The sequence below is a fragment of the Pseudomonas sp. G3-39 genome (genome assembly GCF_054790485.1).
Map to the genome: position 1 here is coordinate 3,008,588 of NZ_CP186497.1, position 15,510 is coordinate 3,024,097.

A 15,510-nucleotide genomic window follows, 5' to 3' on the forward strand; every position below is an offset into this window, starting at 1 on the left:
GCCGCACAATCTTTTTACAGGGTTCTGCCAACGGCTTGCTCGTAGCAGGAAAGGAAATGCCGCCACTGCGACTCATCCCAGAAGGAATGCCGTCTGAGCTGCGGAATATCGTGACGCGCCGCGCCCATTGCCGTAGCACGACCGCGAGATTTCTCCAGGTCAAGCAGCGCCAGTTCGAAATCGAAGTCTGTGTCGGTAATCGACGCCTTGATAAAGATGTGTTTGGAGCGCATGCAACCGTGCTGCCATTTGCCCGAGTGCATCCGCGCCAGCATTTGCGCCAAACGTTCAAGGAGTCGCAGATGTTGCTCTGTGGTCAACAGGCTTGCAGCGCCCTGGCTATACCAGGTATCCAGATCGATGAAGCCGCCCAGGTCTTTGGTAACCAAGACACCCTGCCATACGCCGTCGACTTTTCTCGCGCCATAAAATACCGGTCTTGGCGCATTCACGCCCAGCTCTTCGAGTCTTGAAAGGGCAACGCCTTCACGCAGTGCGGTGGGTCGGCCAGTGGGGTAACGGAGACTGCGGAACAAATGGCCGGTCTGGCGCTTTACAAAAAACGTCTTGTCACCTTGAACAATCAGCTGGACACCGCTGGTGCCGCTGCGGCGCACATTCGGCGGTTCCACCCACGACCCGCAAGTACCCCACCAGAAATCAAATTCATCGCCTGCCCTGCCCATTGTGCGCTCCATTTATTGTAGAAATCGTTTCGTGCGACGTTTGCATGAGGGTCGCAACAGCAGCTCAGTCTGTTGGTGGACGTTAATAGTTCCCTCGGTGTTCGAGGATTTTAGGGCCAGCTTGGGGCTTTTATGCAACCACGTGACGAAAATTGGCTATTGAGGGGTGTTTATCCCTTCAGGTGTGTCCTTTTCGCCGATAGCCGACGACATCAAACACAGATGCCAACCGCGTCGCGAGGGTCCGCCCGACTGTTTTTCGATTAACTTGAAAGCCGTTAAATTGACCCAGGTCATGATTCAATTCGATTAAGGAAAATAACCAACAACTTTCTTGATCCGCGTTTTCTTTGTGCTAAAAGTATTGCCGCCAGTGGCTCCTTACAGGGATGAGTAAGGGTTTGCTCATCCGCAGCCATTGCCCACGGATGCATACTTTCAACAAGGAAGTCATATGAAAATAGTTGGGCTGTCCGGGATTCTCCCGTCACGCATCGTCAGCAATCAGGACGTTATAAACCTGGTCGAGGAACACTCTAAAGATACCTTCCAGGAAGACTTGCCTAAAACCTTGAAGACCATCAGCAAGTTGCTTGAAAAAAGCGGCAGCGGCACGCGTCACTGGCTGGGCGCCGACGAAACGCCGATGGAACTGATGGAGACTGCATTCAACTCGGCGCTCGCTCAGGCCAACATCGACAAGACCGACCTGGATCTGTTGATCTATCCGAACGTCACGCGAGGCTTCATCGAGCCGGCCAACAGTACGTTCATCGCCAAGGCGCTGGGCCTGAGTTGCAGAAACTTCGATGTGGTCGACGCCTGCAATGGCTGGGTGACTGCCATGGATGTCATCAACAGTAAGATGCAGGCCGGCGAGATTCGCTACGCGGCGATCGTCAATATGGAATTTGGCATGTCTGCTGGCGGGCCGGTCATGCCCAAGAACTTCTCTTTGCAGTCGTCGGCGGAACTGGCTTACAAGTTTCCGAGTTTTACCATTGGCGAAGCCGTCACGGTCACCATCCTCAGTCATGAGGCCCCCGGCAACTTCAAGTTCTCGTACATCAACCGGCCGGACTTGAGTGACTTGTCGACCATCTCCCTGCCGGACTGGAAACTGTTCTGCAATGAGGAGGATATTCCGCGTATTTCACCGACCGGCGGGCAATATCAATTCAACTCCTACGCGGCAGCCTTGCATGAAGACGGCCGCAATGAAGCGATAAAAGTCTTCAATCTGCAAAACATCTCTGCAGCAGATGTTCATAAAGTGTTTATTCATACCGGTTCGCCAAAGATGTGGGAGCACATTGGGCAACTGATCGGTATTGATCACAAGCTGCACCACGTCGGGCATAAGACCGGCAACATCATTACCGCGTCCATCCCCTACGGCATCTTCGATGCCATGAGTCGAGGCGAAGCCGAAAACGGCCAGTTTTGCATGGGCTGGGCAGGCAGTGGCGGGATGGTCTTCTCTGCGTTGTCATTTACCTTGTAGGGCCTGATGCAACTTGCCGCCATGAGGCGGCAAGTTGTTCGACCCTGTTGACGACAGGAATCTGACCCAGTCATTTTAACGTGTCATGGCTGATCAACGTCTTCGGCTCCAAATACGCGCTCATCCCCCACTTGCCCATTTCGCGCCCAAGGCCTGAATGCTTGAATCCACCGAAGGGGGCACGCGGTTCGTGGGTCAGGGTGTTGATGAGCACGCGTCCCGCATCGATCTGACGGGCTACGTTCATACAACGTTCAGCGCTTTTTCCCAGTACCAGGGCGCTCAGCCCATAGTCCGTATCGTTGGCAATGCTGATCGCATCGGCATCCTCCTCGTAGGGGATGATCGTCAACACCGGCCCGAAGATTTCCTCACGTGCAATGCGCATCCGGTTGTTGGCATCAGTGAAGATCGTGGGCTTCACAAACCAACCGGCATGCAAGCCTTGCGGGCGACCTTCGCCACCCGCCAGCAACCTTGCGCCTTCTTCCTGGCCGATACGGATGTAGCGCTGCACCCGTTCCCATTGTTTCTGGCTCACCATCGGACCGATATCGGTGTCGGTGTTACGCGGATCGCCCGATCGGATCTGTGAGACGCCCTCCTTCGCAATCCGCTCAAACTCTGCCAGCCGGCCGCGCGGCACGAGAATGCGAGTGCCCGCGATGCACGCCTGACCGCTGTTGAGAAATCCGGCTTGCAGCACCATCGGCATGACCGCCTGCAGATCAGCATCATCAAGCACCACGGTGGGCGACTTGCCGCCGAGTTCCAGCGTCACACGCTTCATGGTGTCGGCACCGGTTCTGACCAGATGCTTACCGACAGCGGATGAGCCCGTGAACGAGATTTTGGCAACATCGGGATGACCGGCGATCGCCTCGCCAACCACATCACCCCGTCCGTTGACGACATTGAATACACCCGGTGGCAACCCCGCTTCGTGCAACGCACTGACCACGACCTGCGTCTGCAACGCGCTCATCTCGCTAGGCTTGATGACGGCGGTGCAGCCTGTCGCCAGCGCGGTGGCCAGTTTGTTGCAGATGAAGCCCGCATTGCTGTTCCATGGCGTGATCAGACCGGTCACACCCACGGGCGTCAGAATGACCCTGGCCGTGCCGACCTGTTCCTCGAAATCGAACGCCTCCAGAGCATCGATTGCCTGCGCAATCACGTCGGCCGGATAAGTCGCCATCCAGCGCCCGCGAGCTACAGGTGCACCGTACTCCGTGAGGATGGCTTCCAACAGCTCTTCCTCCTTTGCCGCCACCGCCCGGTGCATTCGGTGCAGAGCCGCAACGCGCTCCTCCCGGCTAGTACGGGCCCACGCCGGGAATGCAGCCTTGGCGGCTGCGATCGCACGCTGTGCGTCCAGCGCATCGCCCAACCGAACCTGACCGATGACTTGCTCGGTGCTCGGGTTATGAAGGTCGAACCATTCCTGACCGTGTGGAAGAACGAACTCGCCGTTGATATAGATATGTTCAATGCGTTGCATGGCGACTCCTCGCTCAAAACGACTCGTCTGAATCGAGCCTCTGTGATGAAGTCTAAGAAGGGTTCATTATTCCGATAAGCCATCCTTTGGCTGATGAAGCATCCTTATATTCAGGACGATCCATGCACAGAACAGGAATGACCGAGCTGGAAGTGGTACTGGCCGTGGCGCGGCGCAGCAGTTTTCGCGGCGCCGCACAGGAGCTGGGCATGTCCACAACTGCTGTGAGCAGCGCGGTGGCCAGTCTGGAAGCACGCCTGAAAGTGCGCCTGTTCAATCGCTCCACGCGCAGCGTTGCTCTCACCGACATTGGGCAACGCTATGTGGCACGCATCGCACCTGCGTTGGCACAGATCAAAAGTGCCGGCGAAGAAGCCAGCGTCGGCCCCGATGAGCCCAGCGGCACATTGCGCATCAATGCACCGCATGGCGCGGCCTACCTGCTGCTGGATCCGCTATTGAAGCAGTACGCTCAGCGCTATCCCGACGTACGTATCGACATCGTCAGCGAATCAAGCATGGTCGACATCATCGCCGGTGGCTTCGACGCCGGGATTCGCCTGGCGGAGTCCGTGCCGCAAGACATGATTGCCGTGGCACTGTCAGGTGACATTCGGATGCTTGTGGTCGCAACGCCCGAGTACCTCGAACGCCACGGCGTGCCCGAACATCCGCGAGATCTGCTCACCCACCGGAGCATCGGCATGCGCATGGCCCATGGTGGCCTCTACCAGTGGGAATTGGAGCGCGATGGCCAAAAGCTGCAGATGGATCTGCCGGTGAGCTTCGCCTCCAACGAAATGCTGGCAATCAAACAGGCCGTTTTGTCAGGCCTTGGCATTGGTTTCATTTCCGAGTGGTTCATCCAGGAAGAGCTGGCGAGCGGCGCCCTGCTGCCGGTGTTGATGCCGTGGTGCCCGTCTTTTGGCGGACTGAGGCTCTATTACTCGGGCCATCGCTTCGTGCCCGCGCGGTTGCGTGCATTGATTGAACTGGCGCAGGAGTTGCGGCCCACTGTGGTTTGATCCTGTTTTTTGCCCACTAAGCCGGGCCATTCGCCGGAACACTCTGACGCACATAATAATTGTCGAATTCACTGCTTTCGGTGAATTGGAAGCCATGGCGGGTATAAAAGCGATTCGAAGCACTTTCTTTGAGAGCGCCAACTTTAACAGGGAGCGCAGCCGCATCCGCCTCTTTGAAAATCTGAGTGAGAACAGCAGCCCCTACACCTGATCCTTGCGCGCTCGGTCTCACATACAAGTGGTCGAGCAAGAGTTCATTGTGGTGATGCTTGACCACTACAAAACCAACCCTCTCTCCAGATACCTCGATATAGCGTGTGTTGCGAGCGTCAAAACCGCCAAGAAACCGCTCTCGCGCACGCACCGGATCAAATCGCCCGACACGCTCCAGACTTTCGCGCATGGCCTCAATTCGAATGGCTACAAGATTTTCCAGGTCGCTTGGGTGAGCCGGAACCAAAATGACTGGGAAATTTTGATTGGGTGCGACGGGCATAGGTTGTGCTCTATTTACCATCCTGGAAGGCCAGTATAGAGAGCCTGGCTTGTGGGGCCCAGTTTGGCTTCACCGTCGAATTCAGGCCCCCATCTCAAAAACGAACATGACCTGATCAATCTGGATTTTGATTGCCAGAGCCTTGCGTGACCGACAGGTCTCCAATACGACCTCATGGTATTCACATGTCGATATCAGACACGATCATGGCGCAATCAGGCTATTGAATCGGCAGCAAGGCCGGCTAAGGTGCCGTGTCTTCCTATCAAAACAATCCCGGTCAGATCATGGGGTTGATAAGAACTGCGGCGGTTGGACGGGCTTCTCTCGGGAGTTCAGCAGGCAACGATGGTGACCGATCGTATGCCCGTTCAATGGCTTAAATGTCGATCAGCAGAGAATAAAAATACCGATGATCAGCCCGAACTCCATGGATTCGAGTAGCCAATTGGCGCAGGGCTTCAAGCCTCGTCACGTCACAATGCTGTCCATCGCCGGGATTATCGGCGCCGGTTTGTTCGTCGGTTCAGGACACGCGATTGCCGCAGCAGGGCCGGCGGTGCTGCTCGCCTATCTGTTTTCCGGTTTGCTCGTCGTGCTGGTCATGCGCATGCTCGGCGAGATGGCGGTGGCCAATCCGGACACCGGTTCGTTCTCCACCTACGCCGACCAGGCCATCGGCCGCTGGGCCGGTTTTACCATCGGTTGGCTGTACTGGTGGTTCTGGGTGTTGGTGATTCCCATCGAAGCACTGGCGGCCGGGCATGTGCTGCACCAATGGTTTCCGCAGGTCGATGCCTGGCTGTTCGCGTTGGGATCGATCATTGCGCTGGTGGTGACCAACCTGTTCAGCGTGTCCAAGTATGGTGAGTTCGAATTCTGGTTCGCCATGGCCAAGGTTGTGGCGATCATCGGCTTCATCGGGGTCGGTTTTGCCGTGTTGATGGGCTGGGTGCCCGACCGCGAAGTCAGCGGGTTGAGCGGCCTGATGGCCGAGCACGGCGGATTTGCGCCCAACGGCTTGTCGGCGGTGGTCGGCGCTTTCATCACGATCATGTTCAGCTTCATCGGCACGGAAGCGGTGACCATCGCGGCCGCCGAATCGAATAATCCGGCGCAGAACATTGCCAAGGCCACCCGCTCGGTGATCTGGCGCATCGGCGTGTTCTACCTGCTGTCGATCTTCGTGGTCATCTCGGTGGTGCCCTGGAATGATCCGTTGCTGGCCTCGGTGGGCTCGTATCAGCGCGCCCTGGAAATCATGAATATTCCAAACGCCAAGTTCATGGTCGACGTCGTCGTCCTGATCGCCGTGGCCAGTTGCATGAACTCCTCGATCTACATTGCCTCGCGCATGCTGTACTCGCTGGGCCGTCGCGGCGATGCACCGAAAGCGCTGAAGGCGACTTCCGCGGCCGGTGTACCACGCGCCGCCGTGATCGCCAGCACCGTGCTGGGTGCGTCGATCACCGTGTGGAGCTATTTCATGCCCGCCGGGCTGTTCGAGTTCCTGCTGGCCAGTTCCGGGGCGATTGCCTTGCTGGTGTATCTGGCGATTGCGGTGTCGCAGCTGCGCATGCGGCGGATATTGCAACAGCGCAAGGTCGAGCTGACCTTCCGCATGTGGCTGTTTCCATGGCTGACGTGGCTGGTGATCGGCTTCATCTGCGCGGCGCTGGCGGTCATGATGATCACCCCGCAGCACCGCACCGAAGTCACCACCACCATTGGCCTGGCGCTGGCAATCTCCTTTATCGGCCTGATGACGTCGCGTCACCCTGCCCCGGCGGCACGCGCGACGTCGGTGGGCTAGGCGTTCACGCCGAAGCCGATATTCCCTTGGCGAAGACCAAGGGAATGACCGACGCCTGCATCTCAGACCGGTTCCTGTGAGGCCATGATGTCATCGACCCCCTCCGTGGCCGACGGTACGACCCAATCCGTCGGGTTTCTGCTGTTGGATAAATTCACCCTCATGTCGCTGGCATCCGCCGTCGAACCACTGCGCATGGCCAATCAATTGTCGGGGCGAACGCTGTATCGCTGGCATACCTTCAGCGCCAATGGTGCGGCTGTTTGGGCCAGCGACGGGGTCCCGATCACGCCGGATGGCTCGTGGAGCAACCCCGGCGTGGCGGACACGGTGATTGTTTGCGGCGGGGTCGGCATCCAGAGCGTGATCACCCGCGAGCACACATCCTGGCTGCAATCCCTGGCCCGGCAATCCAGACGCTTGGGCGGTGTGTGCACCGGTAGCTGGGCACTCGCCAAAGCCGGGTTGCTCGACGGCTATGAGTGCAGCGTGCATTGGGAGTTTCTGGCGGCCATGCAGGAAGCTTTCCCACGCGTCAACGTCAGCACCAGCCTCTTCACCCTCGACCGCAACCGCTTTACCAGTTCCGGAGGAACAGCGCCGCTGGACATGATGCTGCACCTGATCGCCCGCGATCATGGTCGTGAATTGTCCGCCGCCATCTCCGAGATGTTTGTTTACGAGCGCATCCGCAACGAGCAGGACCATCAACGCGTACCGCTCAAGCATGTGGTCGGAACGCATCAGCCCAAGCTGCAAGAAGTCGTTGCGTTGATGGAGGCCAATCTTGAGGAGCCGATCGAGCTGGACAACCTTGCCGAATACGTCGATCTGTCACGCCGACAGCTGGAGCGGTTGTTTCAGAAATACCTGCAATGCACGCCGTCACGCTACTACTTGAGGTTGCGGCTGATTCGCGCGCGACAACTGCTCAAGCAAACCTCGCTGTCGATCGTAGAACTGGCGTATGTCTGCGGATTTGCCTCCACACCGCACTTCTCAAAATGCTATCGCGAGCACTTTGGGGTGCCGCCGAGCGACGAGCGCTCTGGTTCTGCAATGAGTCGTAAACGGATAACGCCGCCGTCATCGATCAACACACTGACAACGCTTGATCAGGCGAGAAACGAATCGACGTTTGCCAGCGTTCGAATGATGGCGAGTGCCGATCTGGCTTGAATGCACCAAGGCAAATTGGCCGGGGACCCACAAGATGACCCGGCCATGTGCCCTGCCCGCTTACGCCTGATCCAAGGCCTCCACCACGCCTTTGTCTTCACCCAGAAACCCGCCACTCTGATGCGCCCACAGCCGCGCATACACGCCGTTCTTCTCCAGCAATTCGGCGTGGGTGCCCTGCTCAATGATGCGCCCGTCATCCATGACAATCAGCCGATCCATCGCCGCAATCGTCGACAGTCGATGCGCGATCGCGATCACGGTCTTGCCCTGCATCATGTCGTCGAGGCTTTCCTGAATCGCCACTTCGACTTCCGAGTCCAGCGCGCTGGTGGCTTCGTCCAGCAGCAGGATCGGCGCGTTCTTCAGCATCACCCGGGCGATCGCCACCCGTTGCCGCTGGCCGCCGGACAGCTTGATCCCGCGCTCGCCCACCAGGGTGTCGTAGCCGGTATGGCCCTGACGGTCGCTGAGTTGGCTGATGAACTCATCAGCCTGCGCGTTGGCAGCGGCGCGGCGGATCTGTGCGTCGGTGGCATCGGGCCGGCCGTAGGCAATGTTGTCGCGAATCGAACGGTGTAGCAGCGATGTGTCCTGGGTGACCATGCCGATCGCGCTGCGCAGGCTGTCCTGGGTCACGTGCGCAATGTTCTGGCCGTCGATACGAATCTCGCCGCTGTCGACGTCATAGAAACGCAGCAGCAAGTTGATCAGCGTCGATTTGCCCGCACCGGAGCGGCCCACCAGACCGATTTTTTCACCGGGACGAATGCTCAGGCTCAGGCCATCGAGCACCTGACGCTCGCCACCGTAGTTGAACTTGACCTTGTCGAACGTCACCTCGCCGCCAGAAGTGACCAGCACGCCGGCATCTGGCGCGTCCTGAACCTTGGTACCTTGGGTCAGCGTCGCCATGCCGTCCTGGACGGTGCCGATGCTTTCGAACAGCGAGGTCATCTGCCACATGATCCAGTTCGACATGCCGTTGATCCGCAACGCCATGGCGGTAATCGCCGCCACCGCACCGGCGCCGACGTCGCCCTGGTGCCACAGCCACAGGGCGTAGCCCCCGGCAGACATGATCAACGCCACCACCAAGGCCTGATTGACGATCTCGAACAGGCTGACCAGACGCATCTGGCGAAAGCCAGTCTGCTTGAAATCTTCCATCGCCGCCCGCGCAAAATGTGCTTCGCGGTTGGAGTGGGAGAACAGCTTCACCGTGGTGATATTGGTGTACGCGTCGGCGATACGCCCGGTCATCATCGACCGCGCGTTGGCCTGTTCCTGGCCGACCTTGCCCAGGCGCGGCACGAAGTACCACATGGCCAGACCGAACAGCACGACCCAGGCGAGAAACGGCAGCATCAGCTTCAGCGCAAAACCGCCGGCCAGGGCAATGATCGCGATGAAGTACACGCCAATCCCCGGCAAGATCTCGATCATGGTGAACAGCACGTCGCGCACGGCAAGCGCCGTCTGCATGACCTTGGTCGTGACCCGGCCGGAGAACTCGTCGGAGAAAAACGAAAGGCTTTGCCGCAGCATCAGCCGATGGAAATCCCAACGCAGGCGCAGCGGCAGGTTAATCGCCAGAATCTGGTGCTGAACCATGGTGCGCAACGCCACCAGCCCGACACTGAGCACCATGACAATGCCCATGCCCCACAACACACGGCTTTCCTGCACCGCCGCTTCACCGCCGGCCTGCCACGTCGAGAGCAAATCGACGACCTGGCCGAGGAAGGAAAACAGCCAGGCTTCATAGACCGATACGGCGGCGCTGAGCAACGCCAGTGCCAGAATGTAGCCGCGAGCGCCGCGAGTGCAGGCCCAGAGAAATTTAGCCAGACCGTTGGGTGGCGGTGGCACCTCGTCAGGCGGGAAAGGGTCGAGTCTTCGTTCAAACACACGAAGCATGATGTTCTCCTGAACGTTCAAGTCAGGGAGATTCTGCCACCGATTGGATCCCGGGAGGTCTTTGTGAAAAAGTGTGTGCTCCCGACTTGACGAGTGCCTGCCGTCTCTACCAAACCGCAATATGCGAATCCGCCCTCGGCTCAGTCCCGCCACACAGTACGCCCGTCACTGGATCACGCAGAATAATCTGTCCTCTGCCGTAATCCGTCAGGTCACTGGCGATCTGCACCTCATGCCCGCGACGCGCCAACGCATTGGCCAGATCCCTTGAAGCGCCCTGCTCGATGCCCACCTTCATGCCGCCGAGCCACTGCCAGCGCGGCGCGTCCAGTGCCGACTGCGGGTTCAAGCCGAAATCCACCAGGTTCATGACCATCTGCACATGGCCCTGCGGCTGCATGTAGCCGCCCATCACACCGAACGGGCCCAACGCCTGACCGTCCTTGGTGAGGAAGCCGGGAATGATCGTGTGAAAGGTCTTTTTGCCCGGCGCCAACGCGTTGGCATGCTCGGGATCCAGGCTGAATTCCTGCCCACGGTTCTGCAGGGCGATGCCGCTGTCCGGCAGCACCACGCCTGAGCCGAAGCCGTGATAATTGCTCTGGATGAACGACACCATATTGCCCTGCCCGTCCGCCGTGGCCAGGTACACCGTGCCGCTGGCGTGAGGATCACCCGGCTTCGGCGGCTGCGCCTGTTCGCCGATCTGAGCGCGGCGGCGGGCGCTGTACTCGTCACTCAACAGATCGGCCACGGCCACGCGCATGTGCAGCGGATCGGTGATGTAGTGCAGGCCATCGCTGTAGGCGAGCTTCATCGCCTCCAGTTGCCGGTGCCAGGTCTGCTGGCTGTCACGGTGATCGAAGTCGAAGCCTTCAAGAATCTTCAGCGCCATCAGCGCAACCAGGCCTTGCCCGCTCGGTGGAATTTCCCAGACATCCACGCCACGGTAATTGACGTGAATCGGCTCGACCCATTGCGCGCGGTAATGCTCCAGATCCGTGGCGCGCAGATAGCCGCCGGTAGCTCGTGAATGCGCATCCAGGCGTTGCGCCAAATCGCCGCGATACAAACTCTCGCAACGCGTGAGGGCCAGTTCTTCGAGGGTTCGCGCCTGCGCCGGGTTACGGAACAGCTCCCCAGCCTTGGGCGCGCGACCGTCAATCAGGAACGTATCGAACCAGGCCTGCAGCACCTCATCACGATGCGGGCCGAACTCATCCAACGCGATCTGCCATTGATGGGCAACCACCGGCGACAAGGGAAAACCGTCTCTGGCCAGACTGATCGCCGGTTGCAGCAAATCGGCGAACGGCAACACGCCAAAGCGTTGCGACAGCTCGGCCCAGGCCGATGGGCAACCGGGCACCGTCACTGGCGTCCAGCCATATAGCGGCATCTGTTCATGGCCGGTCGCCTTGACCGCTTCGATACTTAGCGACGCCGGGGCATGGCCGTTGGCATTGAGGCCATGCAGCTGATCCTTGAACCAGACCAGCGCAAACGCATCACCGCCCAGGCCGCAGCCCGTAGGTTCGACCACAGTCAGCGCCGCCGCCGTGGCGATGGCGGCGTCAATCGCGTTGCCGCCCTTCTGCAGCATCTCGATACCGGCCTGCGCGGCAAGTGGCTGAGACGCCGCGACCATGCCACGACGGGCGAACACGCTTTGGCGTTGCGATGGATAGGGATATTCGTGAGCAGAAAATTTCAACATGGCAAAGGCTCTTCAAAATCAGCAATTCATTGGCCGGACTTGATCCGGTTCCATTCACGGGTGATCAGCCGCTGGATGTTTTCCGGGGATCTTCTCGAAGATCTGCAACGTGTCGGGGCTGCGGCTCCGCGCATAAGCTCGATAAACGCATCGTCAATATCCTTGTGAAATTCACAGCACGCGGCTGAGAAAGGCCTGAGTACGGGGATGGGTGGGCCGGCTGAAAATCTGCTCCGGCGGGCCTTGTTCGATCAGTTCGCCCTGATCGAGCACCACCACCCGGTCGGCCACTTCGCGGGCAAAGCCCATTTCATGGGTGACCACGACCATGGTCATGCCCTCCTCGGCCAGCTCCTTCATCACCTGCAGAACCTCGCCGACAGTTTCCGGGTCGAGGGCGCTGGTGGGTTCGTCGAACAACATCGCCTGCGGTTTCATCGCCAGTGCTCGGGCGATCGCCACCCGTTGCTGCTGGCCGCCGGAAAGCATCGAGGGGTAATGGCTGGCCTTGTCTGCCAGCCCGACTCGCTTGAGCAACGCGTGCGCCTGATCCAGCGCAGCCTGGCGCGGCACACCCAACACCTGAATCGGTGCTTCGATGATGTTTTCCAGCGCGGTCATGTGCGGGAACAGGTTGAAGCGCTGAAACACCATGCCGATGTCGCGGCGTTGGCGAGCGATGTTGCGTTCCGAGTCGCGCACCAGACTGCCGTCCGCCCGGGTGCGATAACCCATGGGCCGGCCGTTGACCCGGATCTCTCCGCCCTGAATGTCTTCGAGCAGATTGATGCAGCGGATAAACGTGGTTTTGCCCGAACCCGAGGCGCCGATCAGCACCACTACCTCACCGCGTCGCACTTGCAGGGAAATGCCTTTGAGAATCTGCAGGTCACCAAAGGCCTTGTGAATGTTCAGCGCCTCGATGATCAGCTCGTCACTTTGCTGCGCCATGATTAACGCCCCCTCAGCAGTTTCAGCGTGCTGCGCCCGAACATCCGGCTGGAGGCCGGCGGTGGCGCAGAAGGTCGGTCGGACTGGCCGAAACGGTTCTCCAGCCAGCGCTGAAAGAAGCCCCACAGCGTGGTAAGCAACAGGAAATAGATCGCCACCACCAGGTACAACTCGAACACCCGAAAAGTCGCCGAGGTGACCATCTGCGTGCTGAGCAACAGCTCTTGCACGCCGATCACGCTGACCAGTGTGGTGTTTTTCAGCATCACGTTGAACTCGTTGCCCAGCGGCGGCACGATTACCCGGAACGCCTGCGGCAGCACGATGCGGCGCATCAGTTTGGCGAAGGTCATGCCCAGCGAACGGCCGGCCTCGTACTGGCCCTTGTCTACGGCGCCGATCCCGGCGCGAATGATCTCGGCCATGTACGCGCCTTCGTTGAGGCCCAGAGCAATGATTGCCGCCTGAATGTTGCCGGGCACCACCAGCCCGAACAGCTCGATGTCTTCGAAGCGAAAAATCCCGCCCGCCGCCAGCGCGGTGTAGAGAAAGACGATTTGTACCAGCAGCGGCGTGCCGCGCATCAGCCACACATAAAAACGCACCGGCAGATGCAGTAAAGGGTTCTTCGATAAGCGCAACAATGCGGCGGCCAGCCCCAGCACACAGCCCAGCAGCATCGCCAGCACACTGATCAGGCACGTCAGCCAGAGCCCGGTGAGGTACACGCCGCTGGGCTGCAACAGGTACTGCCAGAACACATCCCAATTGAAGTTCATCAACGCTTACCTCAATCGAGTGTGTCGCTGGAGACGTGCCACTTGTTCAACAGCTGGTTGTAGCTGCCGTCGCTGCGCATGTCGGTGATGATCTGCTGCACGGCGGCGCTCAGTTGCGGATCATCCTTGCGAATGCCTAGCCCGGTCAGGATCCGGCTGAAGGCTGGCACACCTTCCTCGAACAGGTCCGGGGCCATCGCCGCGTAATATCCGGCGGTTTCTACGGTGGTGCCGTAAGCGTCGACCTGATTGATGCGCAGGGCCTGGAAGGCATCGGTGTCGGTGTTGTAGACCACCAGTTTCATCGGCGGCTTGCCGGCCTTGCTCAGGCTTTCATTTTCGGTGTCGAGCAAGGTCTTGATGGTCGAACCGTTGAGCACCGCGATCTTGTGCCCGCTGAGATCCGCAAGGGTTTTCAGCGCCTTCGGATTGCCCTTGGGCACCACCACCGCCTGGCTGGAATACATGTAATTGACGATGTCGATCACCTCACGGCGCTCGGGCTTGTCGAACAACTGGTCGACGATCATGTCGCACTGTTTGGCGAGCAAGGCCGGGAGCAATCCGGAGAATGGAATCACCCGCCAATCGACCTTCTTGTCGCCCAGACGCTTGGCGATTTCCAGGCCGAGGTCGACGGTCAGCCCTTTGGGCTTTTGCGCTTCATCAAAAGACACCAGTGGCGGCGAATCCATGCCCGAGCAATAGGTCAGTTTGTCGACCTTGACCAAACGCTCCGGCACCGTGGGTGCGGCAAGCGCCCACTGAGTACAGAGCCCGAGGGATATTGCAGCCAGTAACAGGCGAGACGTATGCATGACCAGACACTCCAGTTCGGTTAGTAACGGGGCAGTACTCAAAGTCAAAACATCGGCGGACTCGTGTTCCGCTCTGTGGTTATTTTTCCGATTGCAAAAATTTGATCAGTTCGGGGACGGTGCCTTCGATGTGCTCGCGCACCACGGCTTCGGCCCTGCTGGCGTCGCCGGCGCGAATCGCATCGAGGATCATCTGGTGTTCCTGGCGCGCACTCAGGGGCTTTTCGATGTGCTGCAGCCAAAGGCGCATGGGGGCTTCGATCAATGAGTAGAGGGCGCCGATCTGCTTGAGCAGCCGTGGGCGATCGCTGAGGCTGCACAGGTATTCATGGAACTTGCGATGTCGGCTGACCCATGCCGCACTCTCCTCGCGGTAGTCGTCCATTTCATCGAGCAGCCGCTCCAGCGCGGTCAACTGACGCTCGCTGATCTTGGGCACAGCGATGCGAATCGCCAGCCCTTCCAGGGCGCTGCGCATCTCGAACACCTCATGCATTTGCTCGACATCCAGACCGCTGACCACCGCGCCGCGGTTAGGCCGCAGCGTCACCAGGCCCTGTGCATCGAGACGGCGAAAGGCTTCGCGCACCGGCATGCGGCTCATGCCGATTTCACTGGCGATGTCCTCGGCGATCAACCGGTCGCCCTTGCGATAACGACCACCGCAGATGCCTTCCAACAGAAAGTTGTAGGCCTCTTCCTCGGCGGTCATCGGTTGACGCTGATCGTAGGCGGGAGCGAATTGCATGGCAGCACCTTTTGTCTTTTTGTATCCAATTATCCACGGATACAAAAAAGCACGATGCATGCCAGATTTCACATGTGCAGCCCAAGCTTTTGATTTGCATGATTTAAGCGGCAAAACGGCGATAAGACCCTGCCGTGCAAGACTCGAGCGGTGCTACCCGATCGCCCATGGCGAGCACCGCAAAGGTGCAGATTGGTAGCTGAGTAACACTCAACTGAATGGCAGCGCCGCTCCAGGAGCGACGCTTTTTTGTGGGCTGAAGGACAACTTCCTTTGCGGGCCTGCCTATAGAAATAGGCAATCCTCCCAGACAAACCGGCATACCCCTGCCACGCCGCGCTGCCTACCATGTCGTTTCACCTATCTGTCGGAG

General features: G+C 59.1%; 13 protein-coding genes. 4 read left to right on the plus strand and 9 right to left on the minus strand.

The genetic code is table 11. The features are described from left to right. Positions 1-14 precede the first annotated feature (14 nt). Complete coding sequence (locus ACOYXG_RS13305; RefSeq protein ID WP_097089816.1) at positions 15-686, minus strand: lipopolysaccharide kinase InaA family protein; 672 nt, start codon at positions 684-686, stop codon at positions 15-17. Positions 687-1,140: 454 nt separating this feature from the next. On the opposite strand from ACOYXG_RS13305, the gene ACOYXG_RS13310 reads away from it, so the two are divergent. Further along, positions 1,141-2,190, plus strand: a complete 1,050-nt coding sequence (locus ACOYXG_RS13310) for a 3-oxoacyl-[acyl-carrier-protein] synthase III C-terminal domain-containing protein (RefSeq protein WP_460358304.1) — start codon at positions 1,141-1,143, stop codon at positions 2,188-2,190. A 70-nt stretch (positions 2,191-2,260) separates the two neighbouring features. Here the strand turns inward: ACOYXG_RS13310 and ACOYXG_RS13315 are convergent, their stop codons facing one another. Then, entirely contained in the window at positions 2,261-3,691 is a 1,431-nt protein-coding gene (locus ACOYXG_RS13315) for an aldehyde dehydrogenase family protein (RefSeq protein ID WP_460358307.1), read from the minus strand. Between the two features lie 122 nt (positions 3,692-3,813). Between ACOYXG_RS13315 and ACOYXG_RS13320 the strand changes: the two genes are divergently transcribed. Continuing rightward, complete coding sequence (locus ACOYXG_RS13320) at positions 3,814-4,716, plus strand: LysR family transcriptional regulator (RefSeq protein WP_460358309.1); 903 nt, start codon at positions 3,814-3,816, stop codon at positions 4,714-4,716. Between the two features lie 16 nt (positions 4,717-4,732). Here ACOYXG_RS13320 and ACOYXG_RS13325 read toward each other — a convergent pair whose 3' ends face one another. After that, on the minus strand, positions 4,733-5,212 hold the full coding sequence (locus ACOYXG_RS13325) for a GNAT family N-acetyltransferase (protein WP_460358312.1): 480 nt from the start codon (positions 5,210-5,212) through the stop codon (positions 4,733-4,735). A 412-nt stretch (positions 5,213-5,624) separates the two neighbouring features. On the opposite strand from ACOYXG_RS13325, the gene gabP reads away from it, so the two are divergent. Both gabP and gbdR read left to right on the plus strand, forming a co-directional pair. Continuing rightward, the gene (gene gabP / locus ACOYXG_RS13330) at positions 5,625-7,025 is read left to right on the plus strand and encodes a GABA permease (protein WP_047597273.1); all 1,401 of its coding nucleotides are present in this window, start codon (positions 5,625-5,627) and stop codon (positions 7,023-7,025) included. 87 nt (positions 7,026-7,112) lie between these two features. Then, positions 7,113-8,204: a choline metabolism transcriptional regulator GbdR gene (gbdR, locus tag ACOYXG_RS13335; protein WP_460358449.1), complete on the plus strand. Its 1,092-nt coding sequence runs from the start codon at positions 7,113-7,115 to the stop codon at positions 8,202-8,204. A gap of 60 nt (positions 8,205-8,264) precedes the next feature. On the opposite strand, the gene ACOYXG_RS13340 is transcribed toward gbdR, so the two are convergent. The 6 genes from ACOYXG_RS13340 to ACOYXG_RS13365 form a co-directional block, all read right to left on the minus strand. Beyond that, the gene (locus ACOYXG_RS13340) at positions 8,265-10,124 is read right to left on the minus strand and encodes an ABC transporter ATP-binding protein (RefSeq protein WP_330205968.1); all 1,860 of its coding nucleotides are present in this window, start codon (positions 10,122-10,124) and stop codon (positions 8,265-8,267) included. A 106-nt stretch (positions 10,125-10,230) separates the two neighbouring features. Then, complete coding sequence (locus tag ACOYXG_RS13345; protein ID WP_460358316.1) at positions 10,231-11,841, minus strand: gamma-glutamyltransferase family protein; 1,611 nt, start codon at positions 11,839-11,841, stop codon at positions 10,231-10,233. A 171-nt stretch (positions 11,842-12,012) separates the two neighbouring features. After that, entirely contained in the window at positions 12,013-12,792 is a 780-nt protein-coding gene (locus ACOYXG_RS13350) for an amino acid ABC transporter ATP-binding protein (RefSeq protein WP_097089824.1), read from the minus strand. 2 nt (positions 12,793-12,794) lie between these two features. Further along, complete coding sequence (locus ACOYXG_RS13355) at positions 12,795-13,571, minus strand: amino acid ABC transporter permease (RefSeq protein WP_007967116.1); 777 nt, start codon at positions 13,569-13,571, stop codon at positions 12,795-12,797. Between the two features lie 11 nt (positions 13,572-13,582). After that, positions 13,583-14,389 carry an ABC transporter substrate-binding protein gene (locus tag ACOYXG_RS13360; protein ID WP_460358320.1) on the minus strand — a complete coding sequence of 269 codons (807 nt, stop codon included), beginning with the start codon at positions 14,387-14,389 and terminating at the stop codon, positions 13,583-13,585. Between the two features lie 79 nt (positions 14,390-14,468). Next, positions 14,469-15,137, minus strand: coding sequence for a GntR family transcriptional regulator (locus tag ACOYXG_RS13365; RefSeq protein ID WP_096795990.1), 669 nt, complete (start codon positions 15,135-15,137; stop codon positions 14,469-14,471). Positions 15,138-15,510: the final 373 nt, after the last annotated feature.

Excerpts from the sequence above, each read along its gene's own strand:
- ACOYXG_RS13305 (WP_097089816.1), bottom strand. The coding sequence starts at position 686 with ATGGGCAGGGCAGGCGATGAATTTGATTTCTGGTGGGGTACTTGCGGG.
- ACOYXG_RS13310 (WP_460358304.1), top strand. The coding sequence starts at position 1,141 with ATGAAAATAGTTGGGCTGTCCGGGATTCTCCCGTCACGCATCGTCAGC.
- ACOYXG_RS13315 (WP_460358307.1), bottom strand. The coding sequence starts at position 3,691 with ATGCAACGCATTGAACATATCTATATCAACGGCGAGTTCGTTCTTCCA.
- ACOYXG_RS13320 (WP_460358309.1), top strand. The coding sequence starts at position 3,814 with ATGCACAGAACAGGAATGACCGAGCTGGAAGTGGTACTGGCCGTGGCG.
- ACOYXG_RS13325 (WP_460358312.1), bottom strand. The coding sequence starts at position 5,212 with ATGCCCGTCGCACCCAATCAAAATTTCCCAGTCATTTTGGTTCCGGCT.
- gabP (WP_047597273.1), top strand. The coding sequence starts at position 5,625 with ATGATCAGCCCGAACTCCATGGATTCGAGTAGCCAATTGGCGCAGGGC.
- gbdR (WP_460358449.1), top strand. The coding sequence starts at position 7,113 with ATGTCATCGACCCCCTCCGTGGCCGACGGTACGACCCAATCCGTCGGG.
- ACOYXG_RS13340 (WP_330205968.1), bottom strand. The coding sequence starts at position 10,124 with ATGCTTCGTGTGTTTGAACGAAGACTCGACCCTTTCCCGCCTGACGAG.
- ACOYXG_RS13345 (WP_460358316.1), bottom strand. The coding sequence starts at position 11,841 with ATGTTGAAATTTTCTGCTCACGAATATCCCTATCCATCGCAACGCCAA.
- ACOYXG_RS13350 (WP_097089824.1), bottom strand. The coding sequence starts at position 12,792 with ATGGCGCAGCAAAGTGACGAGCTGATCATCGAGGCGCTGAACATTCAC.
- ACOYXG_RS13355 (WP_007967116.1), bottom strand. The coding sequence starts at position 13,571 with ATGAACTTCAATTGGGATGTGTTCTGGCAGTACCTGTTGCAGCCCAGC.
- ACOYXG_RS13360 (WP_460358320.1), bottom strand. The coding sequence starts at position 14,389 with ATGCATACGTCTCGCCTGTTACTGGCTGCAATATCCCTCGGGCTCTGT.
- ACOYXG_RS13365 (WP_096795990.1), bottom strand. The coding sequence starts at position 15,137 with ATGCAATTCGCTCCCGCCTACGATCAGCGTCAACCGATGACCGCCGAG.